This window comes from Clostridium kluyveri DSM 555 (genome assembly GCF_000016505.1).
Taxonomy (GTDB): Bacteria; Bacillota; Clostridia; order Clostridiales; family Clostridiaceae; genus Clostridium_B; species Clostridium_B kluyveri.
The window spans coordinates 96,232-118,124 of the sequence record NC_009706.1 but is presented as its reverse complement, the minus strand read 5'-3'; the positions used below and the strand labels follow the sequence as shown (position 1 = coordinate 118,124).

Below are 21,893 nucleotides of genomic sequence, written 5' to 3'. Positions count from 1 at the left end.
TAAATTTATGTGAACACTAGAATTAGATGATACTCTCATTTTCTCCAAAGTGGCAAATAAACACTGCCACATGCCTGGATAAGTTCTTCCTCTAAAGTATAACGTATTCTAAGTACTAAAGGCACTAAGAATGCTGTTAATAAGGTTCAGATGAGGATAAGTATTTTTTATAGTAAACTTCACCCAGGCCCAAGAATCACTTGATAAATAAATAATTTTAACACACCCTTCATATTTTTAAATTTATTATTAAAATAATATAGAATTATGTTATAATAAACTTTGTGTAATATGAATTAAATTTAATATTTTCTAAAACTTTATATAAATTAAATTTATGATAAGGATGGATACATAAATGAATAAATTAGTAATTAATGGCGGAAATCCTCTTTCCGGTTCTATAGAGATTAACGGTGCTAAAAATGCTGCCGTTGCAATATTACCAGCATCAATACTAGCCAGCAGTGGTATATGTTCCATTGATAATATACCTGACATAGAAGATGTACATTGTATAGAAAAAATCTTAAAAAGCTTAGGCTGCAAGGTGAAAACTGGGAAAAACTTAGTAGTTATAGACAGTACCACCATAAATAAAATAGATGCAGATACTGATGATGTGAGAAAAATGCGAGCTTCTTATTACCTTATAGGTGCACTGCTTGCCAGATTTAAAAAGGCAAGAGTTGAACTGCCCGGGGGATGCCCTATAGGAGTACGACCTATAGATCAACATATAAAAGGTTTTGGAGCATTAGGTGCCAAAGTAGAAATCAAACATGGCTGTGTATCGGTAAGTGCTGAAAAATTAGTTGGCACAAGTATATTTTTTGATGTAGTAAGCGTAGGTGCAACTATAAATGTGATGTTAGCCGCTACCCTAGCAGAAGGAATAACAACCCTTGAGAATGTAGCAAAAGAACCCCATGTAGTAGATGTAGCAAACTTTTTAAACAGTATGGGAGCAAATATTAAAGGTGCAGGTACTGAAATAATACGTGTGGTAGGAGTAAAGGAATTAAAAGGATGTTCCTACAGTGTTATACCAGATCAAATAGAAGCAGGTACATATATGATTGCAGCTGCCGCTTGTGGTGGAGAAGTAATAATAGAAAATGTTATACCTAAACACTTAGAGTCCATATCTGCAAAACTCATAGAAATGGGCGTTGAAATAATAGAAAATGGCGATTCTATAACTGTGAAATCCAAGGGGAGATTAAAAGGTATAAATATAAAAACTCAACCTTATCCGGGTTTCCCTACTGATGTACAACAGCCTTTAAGTGCTCTTCTAACAGTTGCAGAAGGAAGAAGTATTATAAATGAAAGTATATGGGAAAGTAGATTTAAACACATAGATGAATTAAAAAAAATGGGTGCAAATATTAAAGTAGAAGGAAGAATCGCTATTATAGATGGTGTAGATAAACTCAGTGGGGCTATAGTAAAAGCTACAGACTTAAGAGCTGGTGCAGCAATGGTTATAGCAGGCCTTATTGCAGATGGCACTACTGAAGTTTTAAGCATTGATCATATTGACAGAGGATATCCTAATATAGAGGATAAATTTAAAGCTTTAGGTGCTAACATAAAAAGAGTATCTTACGTGGAATAATTAAAATTTGGGGGATATTAACATGATTTTTTGTCCTTTATACAGCGGAAGCAGTGGAAATAGCACCTTTTTAGCATCAGATAACACCAAAATTTTAGTAGATGCAGGCCTTTCAGGTAAAAATATAGAAACTGCCCTTTTAAAAATCGGATTCAATCCAAATGAGATAGATGCTATACTTGTTACACACGAACATACTGATCACATCAAGGGGGTAGGGGTTTTATCTAGAAAATATAATATACCTATTTATGCAAATGCTCTTACCTGGCAATGTATGTTAAAATATATTGGAAAAATAAAAGAACATAATATAAAAGTACTTTATAATAATCACATAAGTATAAAAGATATGGATATAACAAGTTTTAGTACATCTCACGATGCTGTAGACCCTTACGGCTATGCTATCGATTGTAAAAATAAAAGAGCCTGTGTAGCAACAGATTTGGGATTTATTTCAGATGAAATTAAATATATTTTAAAGGACTCCGATATAATACTTCTAGAAAGTAACCATGATGTCGAGATGTTAAAATTCGGTCCATATCCCTATGATCTAAAAAGACGAATTCTAAGCAAAATAGGACATTTATCTAATGACGACTGTGGAAAAGCTATATTAAATATCATAAATAACAAATTTAAAAAAATTATTTTGGGACATCTAAGTAAAACAAATAATTATCCAGAACTAGCATACCAGACTGTAATAAATACTTTAATTGAAGCTGGTGTAAAATTAAATATGGATGTAACTATATCTATGGCAAGACGTGATAAACCCAGTAATTATATAAAATTTAAATAGAAAAAGGTGAGACATATGAAAAAATTTTTTATTACATTTCTATGCTTTATAATTACATTTTCTATTTTAATATTATCTGCTTGTGACAAAAAGGACAATTTAAGTATAAATAATAATGAAAAAGAAAAAATTATAGCTCTTTCAAAAGAGACAGATAACCTGTTGGATTTAAATATCTATTTTAATTCTTCTAAAGATCCAAATACAGTTGAAATATCTAAAGAAAGCCGCATAATAAAAAAAGATGAATTATTCGCAGAAACCATAATAAATGAATTGATAAAAGGTCCCTCTGTTAAAAGTAACCTGACTCCCATACTTCCTAAAAATACTAGAATCATAAGTATGTCAATAAAAGATAATATTGCTTATTTGAATTTAAGCGAAGAAGCCAATATTGAAATGACCTCAATTAAAGAAGAAACTTGTTTAAAAAGTATAGTTTTTTCCCTTACACAAATTTCGACTATAAACAAAGTTAAAATTTCCATAAATAATAAAGATTCAGGTATTTGGAGTAATAATTTTGACTTATCGAAACCTATTGGAAAGGACGATATTGAAAATGCAAGAAAAAAATAAATACTGCTGCAGTGAACATATAGATATATCTTTTGATGATTTTATATTAGATAATGAAACTTTTCCCTATTTAATGAGTACTGAGAACCACAAATGCACTTATTGCGATAAGGAAGCTAAATACATTTTAAAATTGAAACCTTAAAATAAAAATTTTTGAAAGGGGGTACTGCTACAAAAGTACAGTAGCAGAATAGAACTATGAGTTTGTATAAAGATTGGACAGATATGGTTGTAGACTTTGTAAAAACTAACGGAGAAAATGCATTCTGGAAACAATATGGCACAATTGAAAAAAATATTTATACAAAAATATTATGTGAACATGAAAATATATTGGAGGGAACCATAGAAGAACTAGCAAAAAAATTTGAAACCTCAACAATATACTTTATGGGATTTCTAGATGGTGTGAATACTAGCTTAGATACTCCTCTTGAACTAGATAATTTGGAAGAAAGCTCTAAGATCAATATAAGTATTAATTTTGAAAAATTGTACTATAATATGCTGGATTCAAAAGCAGATTATTTATATAAGCTTTCTCAATGGAATTCTATATTCTCCAGTGAAAAAAGAAAAGAAATCCGTAAAAAATGGCTTAATTCTAAAACAATAGTAAATAAAAATAGAGTAGGTAGAAATGATCCTTGTCCCTGTGGAAGCGGCAAAAAATATAAACACTGCTGTGGAAATAAATGATACTATTAAAATTTTCATAAATTACATAAAAACTTACACGAACGCCACTAGTATCTGAATTATTAGTGGCGTGTATTATAATTCTATTATTGAATTTGAAGGGAGAACCTAATGAGAATTTTACATACTTCCGACTGGCACCTTGGAAAAAGTTTGGAAGGCCACAGTCGTATGGAGGAACAGGAGGCATTTCTTGAAGATTTTATAAATATAGTCCAGAAGAATCATGTAGATTTGGTAATTATCGCAGGAGATATTTATGATAATGCGAATCCACCTGCAAGAGCTGAAAAAATATTTTATCAAACATTAAAAAAGTTATCCTCAAAAGGAGAAAGGTTAACCCTGATTATCGCAGGAAATCACGATAATCCTGACAGGTTAGTGGCAGCAGGACCTCTCGCTAGAGATCATGGTATCATAATGATGGGAACTCCAAAATCCATAGTTCCCAGGGGTGACTATGGAAATAACAAAGTAATAAATTCCGGCCAGGGTTTTATTGAAATTGAGCTAAATAAAGAAAAGGCCATAATTATAGCAGTACCTTATCCTAGTGAAAAGAGATTGAATGAAGTTTTATACAATAGTATGGAAGAAGAAAAAGAACAAATAAAATCATACAATGACAGAATTAAAAAATTATTTCATAACTTAAGTAAAAATTATAGGGAAGACACTATAAATATTCTCATTTCTCACTTGTTCACTCTAGGAAGTGACCAAGCCGGCTCTGAGAGAAATGTACAGCTTGGTGGAAGTTTTATTGTAAATAAAGATTGTTTTCCAGAAAATGCACAGTATATAGCCCTGGGTCATATTCATAAACCTCAAATAGTACCGGGAACTAATGGAAAGGCCAGATATTCCGGTTCACCTATTCAATATAATAAAAAAGAAATCAATTTTAAGAAAAAGTGTTTTATTGTAGATGTAAAAGCTGGAAAGGAGTGTAATATCCATGAGATTGAACTCAAGGTGTATAAGCCCATAGAAGTCTGGAAGTGCAGCAGCATTGAAGATGCCATAGAAAGATGTACTAAGAACAAGGATAGAAACTGTTGGGTTTATTTAGAGGTAACTACAGATAGGTTTATAAGGGAAGATGAAATAAAGTTTATGAAAACTACAAAAAAGGACATAATTGAAATTGTACCAAAAATAGGAGATAATCCTTCTAAAAATATAAATATACATGATTTTTCCCATAAATCCTTTGAAGAAATTTTTAGAGAATTCTACTTTAAAGAAAGAAAAGTAGAGCCTCAATCAGAGGTAATAGATTTATTATTGTCTATTATGAAGGAGGAAAAAGAGGATGAAGCCTATCAGCCTGAAAATAAAAGGATTAAATAGCTTTGAGAGCAGTCAAGAAATTGATTTTGAAAAATTAACAGAAAGAGGTATATTCGGTATATTTGGCCCCACTGGCAGTGGAAAATCTACTGTGCTTGATGGAATTACCTTGTCTCTATATGGTGAAGTAGCTAGAAAAAGTTCAAATTTTATAAATGTAAATTGCAACAACTTATATGTAAGTTATAAATTTCAGATATCTGAAAAAAAGGTAAAGACTTATAGGGTAGAAAGGGAGTTTAGAAGAGACCAAAAAAGTGGCAGCGTAAGAAGTAAAACAGCCAGAATAATAAGTATTGAAGATAATATAGAAAAAATTCTGGAAGAAGGGTCTAAAAATGTAACTGAAAAATGTCAGGAAATACTGGGACTGAAACTGGAGGATTTCACAAGAACTGTAGTACTTCCCCAAGGTAAATTCAGTGAATTTTTAAGACTAGAAGGAAAAGATAGAAGAAATATGCTTGAGAGGTTATTTGGCCTACAAAAATATGGAGATAATCTTTCATTTAAATTGAATTTAAAAAATAAAGAGGAAAAAATGAAGTTCCATGAGCTTGAGGGACAACTTAAAGGTTATGAAGGTATCAATGAGGAAATTCTAGAAGTCAAGATGATGCAAATGAAACAATTAGAAAATAGCTATGAAGAAACTAAAAAGGAATATAACTATTTAGAAAAGAAATATAATGATGAAAATGATTTATGGAAACTTCAATTGGAATTAGAGCAGAAATCTTATGAACTAGAGCTGTTAACAAAAAGAGAAAATGAAATAAAAAATTATGAGAAAAAAATCAAATTGGCAGAAGGTACTTTAAAGGTGAAACCTTATGCAGATAATTTCAAGAATACATCTGCACAAATAAAAATTACTAAAGATAACTTATCTAATTTAAATATTAAAATAAACAGTATAAAAAAAAATAAAAATGAAATAGAAATATTACTAAACGAAGCAAGAGATAAAAAAGATAAAAAACTACCTGAATTGAAGGTAAAAGAACAAAAAATTAAAGACGCCATTGAAGAACAAAAACTACTTGAAAAACTTAGGCAGGAGAAAATCCTTCTTGAGAACGATATCGAATCTTTAAAGGAAAAGTTCAATAATAAAAATGACCAGGTAATAACAAATGAGAATTATACCTCTAATTTGTTAAATGAAATGAAAACTAAAGAAAAATTGATAGAAACTTTAAAAATATCTGAAGAATATAGGGAAAAAATAAATGAAGGTATAATTACTTTAACTAATTATGAAAATAAAATACTACAAAGGGACAAATTAATTGAAAGTATAAAAAATTGTGAAGAAAATATAAAAGCAGCAGTTTATAGAAAAGAAATACTATTAAAACATATAAATGAAATAGAAAAGACCTTATCTCACTGTAATACACGATTAAATATACTGATTAAAACTTGCCCTGGAGATGAAAATACACTATTAAATTTTCACCAACGTTTGTCTTATTTCAAAACAAAATGGGATAAATATAATGAGTATATGGATTTGTTAGATAAAAATAAAGGCATGGTTGAAAATTTAGAGAAAGACCTAAGAAATATAACTGCCTTTGAATCTAACATGAGAAATTCTATAGAAGAATTAGAGAAAAAAATTTACCAATTCGAAAGAGACAATATGGCAATTATGCTGATACACACTCTGCGAGAGGGTGATCCATGCCCCGTATGTGGTTCTGTATATCATGAAAAAAAGGAAATGGGTAAAATTGATAGGGATAATCTTGAAAAATTAAAATCACATTGCCTTGAAAAAAAGAACAAAATAGAGAAATCAACTAAAGAAACAATAGAAATTCGAACTAACATAGCATTAAAAAGAAAAAATATAGAGGAAAATAAAAAGAAAATTGAAGAACTAGGGGAAGATTTTAAATCAACACCTATAAAAATTCTTCAAGATAAATTTTATAAATTAAAACAGCAAATATATGAATTTAAAAGAGAAAAAAGTCTTATAGAAGAAGAAATAAAAGCATTGAAAGACAACAAGAATTCTCTGGATATTGACTATAATAAGGAACTTACAATAGAAATTGAAAATAGTACCCAACTCATAAAGTTACAGCAGGATTTAAAATTAGAAGAAGAACAAATAAAATTAATAAAGGACCAATTATCTTTATTAAAAGCTGATTTATCTGTAGAAGATTTAAAGAACAAAGCAAATGAAATTATAGAAACACAAAAACGTACATCCAGCCTGGAAAGGGAAGTAAAGAAAATAAGGAAAACCATAGAAGTAAAGCAAAGTGAAAAAGATGAAATTAGATATTATATTACAGAACTGAAAGAAAAACTAAGTGAAAAACAAACAAGAACTCGGGAAATGAATAAAAGCATAGTTGAAAAAGAATATAACATAAAAAATAAAGTGGGTGAGATAACAGATCTTAATCATTTCAATAGAGAAGTATGTAATCTTATAGAAAAAATTGAAAGTGAATATATAAAAACTGAAAAAACCGCCAGGAAAATAATAAAAGAATATGATGAAATTAATAATAAGATAATATTAGCTCAAAGTAATCTAGTTAATTTAAATGAAAGAAATATAAAAGAAGAAAAAAATCTTAAAAGTATACTGTATGAACAAGGGTTTGAAGATATTTATGAAGTTGAAAAGTTTTTTATGAATAAATCAGAAATAGAAAAATTAAATAAAGAGATACAAGAATATAGAAATTCTATTTCAAGAATAAAAGGTGCTATAGAAAACATTTATAAAAATATGAAGGGAAGAACTTTAACAAAAGATCAGTGGTATAAAACACAAAATGATAAAAATAAAAAGAGTTATGAACTAGAGAAATTATATGAGGATAAAATAACATTAAATAAAGAAGTAACTTCTATAAATACAAGATTACTGGAACTAAAGGATTTATTAAATAAAAAGAAAAAAATAGAACATAAATTGGCTCTCCTAAGTGATCTAGAAAAATTATTTAAAGGTAAAAAGTTTGTGGAGTTTATAGCAGCAAATCAATTGAAATATATATCCTTAGAGGCCGATAAACAATTGAGGGAGATTACCTGCGGCAATTATGGACTGGAAGTAGATGAAGACGGAAGATTTTTCATTAGGGATTATAAAAATGGAGGGAAGGAAAGAGATGCCTCCACATTATCAGGGGGTGAGACTTTCGTTGCATCTTTGGCACTGGCACTGGCACTGTCATCTCAAATACAATTAAAAGGCAGATCACCTTTAGAATTGTTTTTCCTGGACGAAGGCTTTGGAACTCTAGATGACAATTTACTGGAAATAGTGATGGACTCACTGGAAAAAATCCATAATGACAAATTGTCCATAGGAGTCATAAGTCATCTGGAAGTTATAAAAGAAAGGATGCCTGTAAAACTTATAGTAACTACTGCTGAATCTGGAATGGGGGGAAGTAAAGTAAGAATAGAAAAAAGTTAATTAAATTACTTAAAAATGAGAAAGGAACGCTCATAATATATGTGGAATAAAAAATTCATATCAATAATTTTAATATTAGTAGTTTTACTTTTTACATTAATGTATTTTAATAGCCCTTTAAGAAATAATAAAAATTATCCTATAGTAGACGGTTCTTTTATACAACTGGATTTAACACAAAACTGGAATTCAGATAAATGGGAAAAAGAATTGCTCTATCTTAAAGAAAATAAAATGAACTACCTTATAATAACAAATGTTTCTCAAACAGAGGGAGATATTACTAAGACCTGTTATAAAAGTAAGAATAAAAGTTTTCAAAAACTATATGGCAATATAGACCCTGTAGAATTATGTTTAAAAAACGCTGAAAAATTAAATATTAAAGTCTTCATAGATACAAATTTCAATAGTCAATGGTGGCAAATATCAGGAAATGATTCCTTATGGCTAAATTCTCAAATGGAAAGAGCTAATCTTATAGCCAGTGAACTATATGAAAATTATCATTCTAAATACCCCAATGCATTTTATGGCTGGTATTTTCCTTATGAAGTGGACAATGCTAAGTTCAATAAACTTAGTGACTTTGATACTCTGTCTAATGCCCTTAATATCCATTTGAATTACCTTGATAAAAACCATAAACGTTTGCCAATTTTACTATCACCATTTATGAATTCTTCTGTAGGTACTGCAAAAGAATATGCTTCAAACTGGGAATATTTATTTTCAAAAACTAACTTCAAAAGTGGAGATATATTTTGTCCCCAAGATTCTATAGGAAGTGGCAGACTAAAACTGGATGAAGTTAATTCCTGGTATACAGCTCTTAGAAAAGCGGTATCTAAAAAACCTGGAATGTTATTTTGGGCTAATACTGAAACCTTTGACTATGTCAATAATTCCACTGTACCATTAGATAGATTTTTAAAACAACTCAAATTAGAACAACCTACTGTAGATAATATAATCTGTTTTTCATACAACCATTACTACAGTCCGAACAATATATCCAATGGGTTTAATGAGGCATACTCCTACTATGTAAAAAACGGAAAACTCCCTAATGAAAAACTAAATATGCCCCAGAATCTAAATGTAGCTGCCATAGAAAAAAATAAATTTAAGATAACCTGGCAGGCTCCAAAAAGAACCGATAATATCTGTGGATATGAAGTTTACAGAGATAATATTTTAATTTCAAGAATTATGGTTCAAAGAAAATATGGGGGTGATCCTAAAGTATCTTCTAATACTATTGTAGATATACCTATACTGAAAGAAAATGTAAAATCCTATACCTATAAAGTAAGAGCCTTAGACTTTTCAGGCAATCTATCAAAACCATCTAATTTGGTAACAGTTAATGTGGATTCTATCAAGAAACTGCCTAATATAGTTTCTAAAAATTGCACCTATACTCTATCCCCAATGCCACATGAAAATTATAATGATCCCAAACTTACTAAAATTACAGATGGTAAATATTCTTCCATAAATTCAGTGAAAGATAAAAATTTTACAGGATGGTACAATGACCCCTTAGATATAACTATAGACTTAGGAAAAGTAATACCTGTTCAGCAATTTATGGTAAGTTACCTTAGAGATCCCATTCCATGGTCTGAACTACCTGATAGGGCCTCTATTTCCATATCACAAGATGGCATAAATTTTACTCCAGTAGGCTTTATACGAATTCCATCTATCCCCTTTTCCGATAGATATGGTTCTAAGTACCCTTTATACCTCACACTGGATACTCCTATAAATGCCAGATATGTAAGGCTATTCTCTGTTACCAAAGCCAATCACTACACTTTTATAGACGAATTTGAAATAAGAAATTGAAAATAAAAATTTTTATAGCAGAAAGGAAGTGATTAATTATGGAAACTCCATACACCTGCTTCTATTCTTCTCCTATTGGAACCATGAAAATAGATAGTGATGACATAGGAATAAATTCTATAGTGTTTTTAAACTATGAACCAGAAATTACAACTAATAATAATTACAGTATACATATAAAAAATTGTATAACTCAGTTGGATGAATATTTTAGAGGCACCAGAAAAAATTTCTCAATTAAACTTCATATTTCAGGTACTCCCTTTAGAGAAAAAGTGTGGAAGGAACTTCTAAAAATCCCTTATGGCCACACCTGTTCTTATTATGATATAGCTAATTCAATAAATAATAAAAATGCCGTTAGAGCTGTAGGAGGTGCAAATCACCATAACAAAATAAGTATAATTATCCCCTGTCACAGGGTTATAGGTAAGGATGGGAATTTAACCGGATATGGCGGTGGGCTATGGCGAAAAAAATGGCTTTTGGAGCATGAACAAAAATATAACTGATATCAACATATTTTTTCATAATCATTGACAATAAATTTCATAAATATTATAATTTTAAAATGAAGATTTAAATTATGATAAATTTTAACTTATAAACTAAAAACTATGATGAGAAGAGTAAATATAGGAACTTTCTAAAGCGAATTGGTTATGGTGAAAGTCCAATGTAAGTCTATATTGAAGAACATCTCGAAGTTTCTAACCGAAACCACTATGGAATTAGGCTTAGAGGTATTCAACACCTTAAAATTGAAGGATAAGGTATTTATCTTATCCTAAGAGCTGGTCATATTTATGACAAATTGGGTGGTACCGCGAATTAAGTCTTTCGTCCCTTTAGGGATGAAAGACTTTTATTAATAACATAATAAATTTACGGAGGAAAATAACATGAAAAAAACATTAGTAAAATCTCTTTACAGGGAAACTGAAAAATTTATAGATAAAGATATTGAAATCTCGGGCTGGATAAGAACCATAAGAGATTCTAAATCCTTTGCTTTCATAGAATTAAATGATGGATCATTTTTTAAAAATGTTCAAGTAGTTTTAGATGACAAAATAGAAAATTTTAAAGAAATAATAAAATTACCTATTAGTTCGTCATTGTCTGTGGAGGGCACCCTAATTTTAACCCCTAATGCAAAACAATCTTTTGAAATTAAAGCCAAAAAGATATCTTTAGAAGGAAATTCATCTTCAGAATACCCTCTTCAAAAGAAGAGGCATACTCTTGAGTACTTAAGAACTATAGCTCATTTAAGACCAAGAAGTAATACTTTCTCTGCTGTATTTAGAGTTCGTTCCATTGCGGCCTATGCAGTACATAAATTCTTTCAGGAAAAAGATTTTGTATATGTAAATACTCCTATAATCACAGGCAGTGACTGCGAGGGAGCTGGTGAAATGTTCAGAATAACTACAATGGATTTAAATAACGTTCCTAAAGAAGAAGATAACTCTGTAGACTTTTCTAAAGATTTCTTTGGTAAAGAAACAAATTTAACTGTAAGTGGTCAGTTGTCTGCTGAAACTATGGCTCTTGCTTTTAGAAATGTATATACATTTGGTCCTACTTTTAGAGCGGAAGATTCAAATACATCAAGACATGCAGCTGAATTCTGGATGATAGAACCTGAAATGGCTTTTGCTGAACTGAAAGATTATATGGATACTGCAGAAGAACTGGTAAAGTATATAATAAATTATGTACTTGAAAAAGCTCCTGAAGAAATGGCCTTTTTCAACTCATTCATTGATAAATCTTTATTTGACAGACTAAATAACGTGGTTAATTCAGAATTTGGAAGAATAACTTACACCGAAGCTGTAGACATCTTACAGAAAAGTGGGGCATCTTTTCAATACCCAGTAGAATGGGGTATTGATCTTCAAACAGAACATGAAAGATATTTAACAGAAAAAGTGTTCGAAAAGCCTATATTTGTTACAGACTATCCAAAAGCTATAAAAGCCTTCTACATGAGAGAAAATGAAGACGGAAAGACAGTAGCCGCTGCAGACCTTTTAGTACCAGGAGTAGGAGAAATAGTGGGAGGAAGTCAAAGAGAAGAAAGATTATCTGTCCTTGAAAAGAGGATATCAGAATTTGGGCTTAACAAAGAGGATTACTGGTGGTATCTCGAACTTAGAAAATATGGTGAAACCAAACACTCTGGTTTTGGATTGGGTTTTGAAAGAATACTTATGTATATAACAGGTATGTCTAACATAAGAGATGTAATTCCATTTCCTAGAACACCGGGTTCTGCTGAATTTTAAAATATTAATTGAGAAGGGGGAAAAACCTTTGGAAAAAAGAATTGCTGTGGTTGGAATAGTTGTAGAAGATCTTGATAATGCTCCAATTGTAAATAGTATACTTCATTCTTTTTCAGATATTATAGTGGGAAGACTAGGTATCCCCTATAGAGAAAAAAATATTTCTGTTATATCAATAATAGTAGATGGAACTTCTGATGAAATAAGTTCTATGACCGGAAAATTAGGGAGAATAAATGGGATAAATGTAAAAACAGCTATTACAAAAAAATAATTTTCTTAAAATATCTAACTTAAAATAACATACCTTCATTTAACGAGGCTTCTATGATTTTATATCAAACTATAGAAGCCTTACCCTTCATATACATATAATGTATATTTTCCCATATAGAAACATTCCTATATTTTCACTATAATCTACAGTAATCGTTATAAATCAATTTATTTTTAAAATTTAAAATAAATTTTTAGTGTAACCGGTTGCACATTGTTTTAATATATATCAATTTTAGCTAAAATATTATTAGGTGAAAAAATTTTTTTACAATAATTATATCAATATGGAAAGGCGGTCTGTTTATGGATCTTGTAAAATTATTTGAATTACAAGAAAACTTAGATGAAAGAACTAAAAAAAATGTTTTTATAGAAAAAAAGGATTTACTTTCAAAAAAAACTCTTGCACTTCAAGTAAAAATAGCTGAACTGGCTAATGAAACTCAATGTTTCAAATTTTGGACTGACAATGCACCTACCAATAAGGATTTAATTTTAAAGAGTTATGTAGATTGCTTATACTTCATATTGACTTTAGGACTTGAAAAAGGGTTTACAGATATTGAAGTAAACATAAAAGTTAATGAAGATATTATTACATCACAATTTTTGAACATATATATTGATATAAATGATTTTATAGTCTGTTCTTCAAAAGACCATTATATTACTTTGTTTGAAGATTTCATAAGTTTAGGGAAAAAAATAGGGTTGTCTATGAAGGAAATAGAAAATGCTTACTGCTATAACCATTTTATCTATAAGGAAAAATTTAAATGTTGAAAGACTATTCTCTGTATGTTATTTAATACAGAGAATGGTCTTTCAACTAATTAAGTCTACATTAAAATTTCATATTATAGCTTAATAATATATCATCTTTATGGTTAAACTAATTTTCAGGAAGGTGATGTATTTATGCTTGGCATATTATATGCAATAATATCAGGAGTCAGTATGAGCTTACAAGGTGTGTTCAATACAAGACTTAGTGAAAAAATAGGATTGTGGTTAACAAACGCAATAGTACAAGGTATTGGTTTTATAATAACTCTTATAATAGTTTTCATGATTAAAGATAAAAATTTATCAAATTTAAGCTGCTGCAGAAAGTTGTACTTTTTAGGAGGAGCTTTAGGAGTGATTATAATTTTTACTGTAATGCAGGGAATTAAACTTTTAGGGGTAACCCACTGCATTGCTATAATCCTAACGGCACAGCTTATAGCTGCAGCTGTAATTGACTTTTTCGGTTTATTTGATTCTCCAAAGATTAATTTTACCTTAAATAAAATAATAGGCATTGCCGTAATGATAATAGGCATTGTTATATTGAAATGGAAAGGATAGATGTATATTTTAAAATTATATATTAATTATTACACTTAATATCACATATATTATTAAGTAATATTATAATATTATTGTAATTAATTTTAAGGGGAAGAATATGTTTTCTATCAAAAATAAATTAGAAACTAACCTGAAAATATCCTTAGATAAAGGACTATATAAAAATTACAGGGTGATAATAAAATGTACTTCCTTACCAGAGGCCATAGAAAAAAAAATAAAAACATACAGCGGTAATATGATACATTCCATTTCAATGATAAACTGTATATGTGCCATTTTGACTCCTCGTTCTATAAATAGAATAATTGAATTTCCTCAAGTAAGTTTTATAGCAAATGATTATTTTGCTTTGCTTTGCGGTGAAAAGGGGGTTCTTGCTTCAAACGGCATAACATTTCAAGGAAGATATAAGCTCACAGGAAAAGATGTATGTATAGGACTAGTAGATTCAGGCACTTATCCCCATGCAGATCTTTTAAGTCCCAAAAATAAAATAAAAAAATTTATAGACTTAATAGGCAATTACAAATATCCTTATGACGATAATGGTCACGGCACCTTTATAAGTGGAATTATATGCGGAAATGGTATCCAATCTAAAGGTATGTATAGAGGTATTGCAGAGGGCAGCAGTATTTATTCTGTAAAAGCCTTTAATTCTCTTGGAAAAGGTTATATATCTGACATCTTATTTTCACTTCAATTATTAATACAAGAAAGTATTAATGAAAATATAAAAGTAATCTGCCTGCCTTTGGAACTAGAAATAGCTGATTACTTCATACTATCCCTATTTGAAAAACTTTTTGAAGAAGCTGTCAAATTAAACATAGCCGTTGTAGTTCCCACAGGACATCGAGGCAATTCAGAGGGTAGTATAAGAGGTATAGCCACCTTAAGGAATTGTATAACTGTGGCAGGCATGGATACAACCTATAAAATCCCAAAACCCTATAAATACTCTTCTTGCGGACCCATTAACAAAACAGAGAAACCTGATCTAGCCGCTGCTTGTGTAAACATATGCTCTATAAATACAAATACCAGTTATATTTCTGAAAGAAATGGCATGAAATTATACCCTAAAATATTAGAAAAGCCTTATACATGCTACAGCGGAACTTCCTGTGCTGCCGGTTATATAAGTGGTGTGTGTTCTCTTATGTACGAAAATAATCCATCACTTACCTTTAAGGATCTCATTTCTCTTTTAAAGGTATGCTGTAATTCTTTAGATATACCAAAATACTATCAGGGTTCTGGTATGCTGGATCTGGAGAAACTATTACCATAGATGAATCTAAAATTTAACAAACTATTTAAACTTTAGTTAAAATATGCTATTATGAATATATACTTTTATTTAATAATTATAAATAATTAAAATTTACAAGGAGGTGTAAACTGTTATTTTAAAACAATTATAAAAAACAGTTTTATAAGTTTTGATAACAGTGCTGTTATGATAAGCGAAAGATTAGTAAATTTTATAAACGATCAAATAAATTTTGAGTACTACTCTGCTAATATCTATTTGGCTATGCAGGCATATTTTGCATCACAAGGTCTAAACGGCTTCACAAATTTTTTTAAAGTCCAAATAGAAGAAGAAAACTTCCATGCTACAAAACTCTTTAATTACTTAAATCAAGTAGGCGGAAGAGTTATTATTAAAGGTTTTCCAGATCCTGAAAATAATTACGCGTCACCTCTTGAAGCCTTTGAAGCCGCTTTAGCTCATGAACAAAAAGTTACACAAAGATTTAATAACTTAATGGAAATAGCTAGAGAAGATAAAGATTATGCTTCATTAGGTTTTCTTCAATGGTTTATAGATGAACAAGTTGAAGAAGAAGATACTTTTAACAATGCCATCCAAACATTAAAGAGAATAGGTGACAATCCTGCAGCACTTTACTTGTATGATCAGGAACTGTCAAGTAGAACTTTTACTCCCCCTGCTGCCGTATAATCTAAAGAAATTCACATAAATAAAAATAACTACACTGAAAAATATTTAATCTATTCTTTGTAGTTATTTTTATTATTAAACTTTTCACTATTCTATGAATTCACCCATACTTCTAAATTTATTATATCTAAGCTTAAGTAACTCATCTATATCAAATTTCTTAAGTATACCTAATTTTTTTATAAGTTCTTCTTTTATAGTTTTAGCCATAGTATCTACATCTTTTTGTGCTCCTCCTGAAGGTTCTTTTAATACTTGGTCTATTATCCCATAGTTTTTTAAGTCTTGAGCTGTAATCTTCATAACCTCTGCGGCCTCTTTAGCCCTAGATGCATCCTTCCAAAGTATGCCTGCAAATCCTTCAGGAGACAAAATAGAATATATAGAATTTTCAAGCATCCAAACTGAATCTGCAACGGCAAAGGCAAGTGCTCCTCCACTTCCACCTTCTCCAATTACTATGGATATTATAGGCACCCTTAATTTAAACATATTCATCAAATTTCTAGCTATGGCCTCCCCCTGTCCTCTTTCTTCTGCCTCTACACCGCAAAAAGCCCCAGGAGTATCTACAAAACATATAATTGGTCTATGAAACTTATCCGCTTGTTTCATAAGTCTTAAACTCTTTCTATATCCATCTGGTTCCGGCATGCCAAAATTTCTTTTTATATTTTCATTAGTATTATTGCCTTTTTGTTGGCCTATTACAGTCACAGGTTTTCCATCTAATAATGCAATTCCACCTACTACAGAAGGATCATCTCCAAAATATCTATCTCCATGAAATTCCATAAAGGAATCAAATATCTTGTATATATAATCTAAAGAAGTAGGTCTATCAACCATTCTTGCTAAAGTCACCCTATTCCACACACTTTTACTTTCAAATTTTTTATTAAGAGCTTTTTGCACCTTTCCTAACCTTTCCATACAACAACTTCCTTTCATCCAACAAATTTATAATAAAATAGTAATTTATTATAAACAATTTTTTAATATTAGTTACCTCTACCATGAATAACTAATATTTTTCTTAAAGTTTCTTTTAAATTTTCTCTGGAAACTATATTATCAATAAATCCATGTTGTAGTAGAAATTCTGCTTTTTGAAATCCTTCAGGAAGTTTTTGCTTTATAGTTTGTTCTATTACTCTTTTTCCTGCGAATCCTATAAGGGCACCTGGTTCTGCTAAAATTATATCTCCAATCATAGCAAAGCTAGCTGTTACTCCACCTGTTGTAGGATCCGTAAGTACCGATAAATACAGGAGTCCCTCTTCATTCAATCTACTAATTGCACCACTTACTTTTGCCATTTGCATTAGTGAAAAAATTCCCTCCTGCATTCTTGCTCCTCCTGAAGTTGTAAAAATGATTAATGGTAATTTCAACTCTATAGATTTTTCCACTGCCCTTGTGATTTTCTCCCCAACCACAGAACCCATACTTCCCATCATAAAATTACTATCCATAATACATACTACGGCTTCTTCTCGTCCTATGGTACCTTTGCCTGTTATTACAGCTTCCTTTATATTGGTCTTATTTTGCATATTTTTAATTTTATCTTCATACCCTTTAAATTCTATGGGATTGGCAGCAGTTATATCCTTATCAAATTCATAAAAACTTTCTTTATCCAATATAAGTTCTAATCGTTCCAGTGCATTCATCCTAAAATGATATCCACAATGATAACATACTTTATTATTTTTCTCCATATCATTTTTATATAATACCTTACCACAACCATCACATTTTACCCACATGCCATTTGGTATACTTGGCTTCTTCGTAAAATCATCATGAATATCCCCTAAAGCTCGCTGGCTGACTGTAATGTACTTAGTTTTTTTAAAGAATTTATTTAACAAGTTCGCTATCACCTCTTTTATAAAATCACCAGTTAACTAAATTACCATTTAATTTATTATATAGTAAAACATTGCAAAAATAAACTCTATTTACTATCTACCACTAAACTTCAAACTTCATCAGTACTTAAAATTTTTTTCTATAAATGCTGTATCATAGGTTCCTCTTATAAACTCGTCACTGCTTATTAATTCAAACTGAAAATCTATATTTGTATTTACCCCCTCTATGATAAATTCTCCTAAAGCTCTTCTCATCCTGCATATAGCTTCTTCTCTATCCTTACCATATACAATAAGTTTCGCTATCATAGAATCATAATAGGGTGGGATATTATATCCTGAATACACTGCACTATCTACTCTAACATTAGGTCCTCCAGGAACATATAATTCAGTTATTTTCCCCGGAGAAGGCATAAAACCCCTTTCCACATTTTCTGCATTTATTCTGCATTCTATGGAATGTCCATTTATTTTTATATCCTGTTGTGAAAAACTTAATTTTTCTCCAAAGGCAATTTTTATCTGTTCTTTTATAAGATCTATTCCTGTTATCATTTCAGTTACAGGATGTTCTACTTGTATACGGGTATTCATCTCCATAAAATAATAATTTCCGTCTTTATCTAAAAGAAATTCTACAGTTCCAGCATTATTATACCTTACAGCTTTAGCAGCTCTTACAGCCATTTCTCCCATAGATATTCTAAGTTCATCCGTTATGACTTTTCCTGGAGCCTCTTCTAAAAGTTTTTGATTTCTTCTCTGCATGGAACAATCTCTTTCCCCTAAATAGACTATATTGCCAAAATTATCTCCGAGTATCTGAATCTCAATATGTTTTGGGGATTCTATGAATTTTTCCAAATATATAGTATCATCTCCAAAAGCTATTCTTGCCTCAGCTTTGGCATTTTCATAACTTCTTATGAGATCATCTTCACTACGTACAATTCTTATACCTCTTCCGCCCCCTCCAGCAGAAGCCTTTATCATAACAGGATATCCTATATTTCTTGCCACTTCTAAAAGTTCCTCATTTGAATTTATAGCTTTTTTGGAGCCTGGTATTATAGAAACTCCTGCTTTACTCATTATACTTCTAGCATTAGATTTATTACCCATATTCTCAATGCACTCTGCGCCAGGCCCTATAAAAGTAATATTACATTCTTCACATATCTTAGCAAATTTACTATTTTCTGATAAAAAACCAAACCCAGGGTGAATAGCCTCTGCACCAGATAATACCGTAGCACTTATTATATTTTGTACATTTAAATAACTTTCCCCAGGCGCGGCAGGGCCAATACAAACAGCTTCATCTGCCATTTGTGTATGGAGGGCGTCTCTATCCGCTTCTGAATATACTGCCACAGTCTCTATACCCATTTCTCTACAGGTTCTAATTATTCTAACTGCTATTTCTCCCCTGTTGGCAATCAAAATTTTACTAAACACTTCTAAAACTCAACTCCTGACAATCTAATTTTTGTCTCCTATCATAAACATCAATTCTCCTTCAGCAGCTTTTTTTTCTCCTATATAAGCAGTGCCCTTGCCTATTCCTGCGGAACCTTTAATTTTTATTATTTCTACTTCTAATTTCAAAGTATCTCCTGGTACCACATTTCTTCTGAATTTTGCTTTATTTATGGCTCCAAAAAAAGCTATTTTTCCCTTAAATTCTTCCTGGCTCAAAATGGCCACAGCTCCTGCTTGAGCTAATGCTTCTATTATAAGTACCCCTGGCATTACAGGCATTTCAGGGAAATGTCCTTGAAAAAAATATTCATTTGAAGTAACATTTTTATAAGCTACAACCTTTTTCCCAGGTTCTATATAACTTACCCTATCTATTAATAAAAAAGGATATCTATGAGGAATAATATTTTTTATATCCTGCACTCCAAAATCCACTTTAAATTGTTCTTCCATATGCGCTCTTCCCTTCTTTCTAATTACTAACTTTTATTTTGAAAATAAGCTGTCCATACTCTACCATCTGTTCATTTTTAGCCAGGATTTCTACTACTTCCCCTTCTACTTCACTTTGGATTTCATTCATAAGTTTCATAGCTTCTATTATACAAAGCACATCTCCTTTTTTAACTTTAGAGCCTACATTTACAAAAGAGGGTTTATCAGGACTAGGTGAACTATAAAAGGTACCTACTATAGGTGCTGTTATTTCTTTTATAGAATCATCCTTTTCAGTAGCAATCTCACTTTCTGTGATTTCTAATTCATTAGTTTTCTCTTCTCTTGTTCTTATTATTTTATCTTCACAATTTTGTGAAATAGCATTTAATTTTTCTTTATTTTCTCCCATAATATTTATATTTTTTATATTGCCTTCTTCCCCTTGTTTCTTCATTATTATAGATATTCCCTGCCAATTTATTTCTAAATATCCCAATTGTGAATTATCCATGGTTCTTATAATATCTTCAATTGCCTTAACATCCATATTAATCACTCCACTTTTTCAATAAAATTACTGCATTATGACCTCCAAATCCGAAGGAATTAGACATGGCATATTTAACCTCTGCATTTCTTCCCTCATTTGGAACATAATCAAGATCGCATTCCTCATCTGCCTCTCTATAACCTATGGTAGGTGGAATATAATTATCTTGAACAGATTTAACACACACTATAGCTTCTATAGCTCCGGCAGCCCCTAAAAGATGTCCTGTCATAGATTTAGTTGAACTTATAGGTATATCTTTTGCCTTATCCCCAAATACTAATTTTATAGCTTTAGTTTCTGATTTATCATTAGTTGGAGTACCTGTACCGTGAGCATTTATATAAGAAACTTCCTCCTTATCAATTCCCGCTTCTTCTATTGCAATTTTCATAGCTCTTGCAGGCCCTTCTCCTTCAGGATCTACTGCTGTTATATGATAAGCATCACAAGTTGATCCATATCCTACTACCTCAGCATATATATTGGCATTTCTTTTCTTTGCATGTTCTAGTGATTCAAGTATGACAATACCTGCTCCTTCCCCCATAACAAATCCACCTCTTTCCTTATCAAAAGGAATAGATGCTCGTTTTGGATCATCACTTCTGCTAAGTGCTGTAAGAGATATAAATCCTGCTATGGAAAGAGGTGTTATAGATGCCTCTGTACCTCCTGCAATCATCACATCTGCTCTCCCGCCCTCAATCATTTTATAAGCTTCACCAATTGCATTTGTACCCGTAGCACAGGCTGTAACAACAGTAGTACATACTCCTTTAGCCCCGAACTTTATGGCAACATTTCCTGCTGCCATATTACCTATAATCATAGGTATAAACATAGGACGTACCCTTCCAGGTCCTTTTTCCATAAGGGTAACATGTTCTTTCTCTATGGTACCTATTCCCCCAATTCCGGAGCCTACCAAAACCCCAAATCTATATTTATCTAAGGTATCAAGATCAAGTCCTGAATCCTTTAAAGCTTCCTCTGCTGACACCATGGCAAATTGTGAAAATTTATCCAGCCTTCTAACTTCTCTTTTATCAAGAAATTTTTCAGGGATAAAATCTTTAACCTCTGCCGCTAACTTTGATTTAAAATTTTCTGTATCAAATGACTTAATAAAGTCTATACCACAAACACCATTTTTTACATTATTCCAAAAAGTATCCACATCATTTCCTAGAGGGGTAACTGCCCCAAGTCCTGTAATTACAACTCTCTTTTTCATATATTTCACCTAACCTTTA

The 21,893-nt window shown here is 30.8% G+C and carries 21 protein-coding genes and 1 other annotated feature; of the genes, 15 read left to right on the top strand and 6 right to left on the bottom strand.

Annotated elements, in window-relative coordinates; translation table 11 throughout:
* Positions 1-358: 358 nt before the first annotated feature.
* The 15 genes from CKL_RS00620 (at position 359) to CKL_RS00555 (ending at position 16,284) form a co-directional block, all read left to right on the top strand.
* A complete protein-coding gene (locus CKL_RS00620) occupies positions 359-1,621 on the top strand; it encodes a UDP-N-acetylglucosamine 1-carboxyvinyltransferase (protein WP_011988723.1) in 1,263 nt (420 codons plus the stop codon).
* A 22-nt stretch (positions 1,622-1,643) separates the two neighbouring features.
* Positions 1,644-2,432, top strand: a complete 789-nt coding sequence (locus CKL_RS00615; RefSeq protein ID WP_011988722.1) for an MBL fold metallo-hydrolase — start codon at positions 1,644-1,646, stop codon at positions 2,430-2,432.
* 15 nt (positions 2,433-2,447) lie between these two features.
* Complete coding sequence (locus CKL_RS00610) at positions 2,448-3,014, top strand: GerMN domain-containing protein (protein WP_011988721.1); 567 nt, start codon at positions 2,448-2,450, stop codon at positions 3,012-3,014.
* Positions 2,998-3,159: a CxxH/CxxC protein gene (locus tag CKL_RS19590; protein WP_011988720.1), complete on the top strand. Its 162-nt coding sequence runs from the start codon at positions 2,998-3,000 to the stop codon at positions 3,157-3,159. The genes CKL_RS00610 and CKL_RS19590 overlap by 17 nt, the downstream gene beginning before the upstream one ends.
* A gap of 56 nt (positions 3,160-3,215) precedes the next feature.
* Complete coding sequence (locus CKL_RS00605; RefSeq protein WP_011988719.1) at positions 3,216-3,716, top strand: SEC-C metal-binding domain-containing protein; 501 nt, start codon at positions 3,216-3,218, stop codon at positions 3,714-3,716.
* A 111-nt stretch (positions 3,717-3,827) separates the two neighbouring features.
* Positions 3,828-5,072: an exonuclease SbcCD subunit D gene (locus tag CKL_RS00600; RefSeq protein WP_011988718.1), complete on the top strand. Its 1,245-nt coding sequence runs from the start codon at positions 3,828-3,830 to the stop codon at positions 5,070-5,072.
* Positions 5,035-8,529, top strand: coding sequence for an AAA family ATPase (locus CKL_RS00595; protein ID WP_011988717.1), 3,495 nt, complete (start codon positions 5,035-5,037; stop codon positions 8,527-8,529). Before CKL_RS00600 ends, CKL_RS00595 begins: the two co-directional genes overlap by 38 nt.
* A 99-nt stretch (positions 8,530-8,628) precedes the next feature.
* Complete coding sequence (locus tag CKL_RS00590; protein WP_242652514.1) at positions 8,629-10,383, top strand: DUF4434 domain-containing protein; 1,755 nt, start codon at positions 8,629-8,631, stop codon at positions 10,381-10,383.
* 38 nt (positions 10,384-10,421) lie between these two features.
* A complete protein-coding gene (locus CKL_RS00585; protein ID WP_011988715.1) occupies positions 10,422-10,895 on the top strand; it encodes a methylated-DNA--[protein]-cysteine S-methyltransferase in 474 nt (157 codons plus the stop codon).
* 96 nt (positions 10,896-10,991) lie between these two features.
* Positions 10,992-11,234 (top strand) — a binding site (T-box leader).
* A gap of 51 nt (positions 11,235-11,285) precedes the next feature.
* Positions 11,286-12,677 carry an asparagine--tRNA ligase gene (gene asnS, locus CKL_RS00580; protein ID WP_011988714.1) on the top strand — a complete coding sequence of 464 codons (1,392 nt, stop codon included), beginning with the start codon at positions 11,286-11,288 and terminating at the stop codon, positions 12,675-12,677.
* Positions 12,678-12,705: 28 nt separating this feature from the next.
* Positions 12,706-12,951 (top strand): TM1266 family iron-only hydrogenase system putative regulator, encoded by a 246-nt coding sequence (locus CKL_RS00575; RefSeq protein ID WP_011988713.1) that lies wholly within the window; start codon positions 12,706-12,708, stop codon positions 12,949-12,951.
* 308 nt (positions 12,952-13,259) lie between these two features.
* Positions 13,260-13,739 (top strand): dUTP diphosphatase, encoded by a 480-nt coding sequence (locus CKL_RS00570; RefSeq protein WP_011988712.1) that lies wholly within the window; start codon positions 13,260-13,262, stop codon positions 13,737-13,739.
* A gap of 135 nt (positions 13,740-13,874) precedes the next feature.
* Complete coding sequence (locus CKL_RS00565; RefSeq protein ID WP_011988711.1) at positions 13,875-14,306, top strand: DMT family transporter; 432 nt, start codon at positions 13,875-13,877, stop codon at positions 14,304-14,306.
* A gap of 100 nt (positions 14,307-14,406) precedes the next feature.
* Entirely contained in the window at positions 14,407-15,606 is a 1,200-nt protein-coding gene (locus tag CKL_RS00560) for a S8 family serine peptidase (protein ID WP_011988710.1), read from the top strand.
* Positions 15,607-15,774: 168 nt separating this feature from the next.
* Positions 15,775-16,284, top strand: coding sequence for a ferritin (locus CKL_RS00555; protein ID WP_011988709.1), 510 nt, complete (start codon positions 15,775-15,777; stop codon positions 16,282-16,284).
* 87 nt (positions 16,285-16,371) lie between these two features.
* Here the strand turns inward: CKL_RS00555 and CKL_RS00550 are convergent, their stop codons facing one another.
* The 6 genes from CKL_RS00550 to fabF form a co-directional block, all read right to left on the bottom strand.
* Complete coding sequence (locus CKL_RS00550) at positions 16,372-17,217, bottom strand: acetyl-CoA carboxylase carboxyltransferase subunit alpha (RefSeq protein ID WP_011988708.1); 846 nt, start codon at positions 17,215-17,217, stop codon at positions 16,372-16,374.
* Between the two features lie 68 nt (positions 17,218-17,285).
* Entirely contained in the window at positions 17,286-18,161 is an 876-nt protein-coding gene (gene accD, locus CKL_RS00545; RefSeq protein ID WP_011988707.1) for an acetyl-CoA carboxylase, carboxyltransferase subunit beta, read from the bottom strand.
* A 120-nt stretch (positions 18,162-18,281) separates the two neighbouring features.
* Positions 18,282-19,625: an acetyl-CoA carboxylase biotin carboxylase subunit gene (locus CKL_RS00540; protein ID WP_011988706.1), complete on the bottom strand. Its 1,344-nt coding sequence runs from the start codon at positions 19,623-19,625 to the stop codon at positions 18,282-18,284.
* Between the two features lie 24 nt (positions 19,626-19,649).
* Entirely contained in the window at positions 19,650-20,102 is a 453-nt protein-coding gene (fabZ, locus tag CKL_RS00535; protein ID WP_011988705.1) for a 3-hydroxyacyl-ACP dehydratase FabZ, read from the bottom strand.
* A 19-nt stretch (positions 20,103-20,121) separates the two neighbouring features.
* The gene (gene accB / locus CKL_RS00530; RefSeq protein WP_011988704.1) at positions 20,122-20,634 is read right to left on the bottom strand and encodes an acetyl-CoA carboxylase biotin carboxyl carrier protein; all 513 of its coding nucleotides are present in this window, start codon (positions 20,632-20,634) and stop codon (positions 20,122-20,124) included.
* A gap of 1 nt (position 20,635) precedes the next feature.
* Entirely contained in the window at positions 20,636-21,874 is a 1,239-nt protein-coding gene (gene fabF, locus CKL_RS00525) for a beta-ketoacyl-ACP synthase II (RefSeq protein WP_011988703.1), read from the bottom strand.
* Positions 21,875-21,893: the final 19 nt, after the last annotated feature.